The organism is Streptococcus humanilactis (genome assembly GCF_019448275.1).
Classification (GTDB): Bacteria; Bacillota; Bacilli; order Lactobacillales; family Streptococcaceae; genus Streptococcus; species Streptococcus humanilactis.
In genome coordinates, this window is record NZ_JAHXBZ010000021.1 from 1 (window position 1) to 407 (window position 407).

The 407-nt window shown below is 53.3% G+C and carries 1 pseudogene; it reads right to left on the minus strand.

Annotated elements, in window-relative coordinates:
* A pseudogene (locus tag KV696_RS09670) lies at positions 1-395 on the minus strand (adhesive domain-containing protein); the annotation flags it as partial.
* Positions 396-407: the final 12 nt, after the last annotated feature.

The window sequence follows — 407 nt, forward strand, 5'->3', positions numbered from 1 at the left end:
TCAACAAGTGCGGTAGCCTCTACATCAGCAAGCACAAGCGCTGTAGCATCTACATCAGCAAGCACAAGCGCTGTAGCCTCTACATCAGCATCAACAAGTGCGGTAGCCTCTACCTCAGCATCAACAAGTGCCGTAGCGTCTACATCAGCAAGCACAAGCGCCGTAGCGTCTACATCAGCATCAACAAGTGCGGTAGCCTCTACATCAGCAAGCACAAGCGCTGTAGCATCTACCTCAGCGTCAACAAGCGCCGTAGCGTCTACCTCAGCAAGTACAAGCGCCGTAGCGTCTACCTCAGCGTCAACAAGTGCGGTAGCGTCTACTTCAGCGTCAACAAGTGCCGTAGCGTCTACCTCAGCATCAACAAGTGCAGTAGCCTCTACATCAGCAAGCACAAGCGCTGTAGC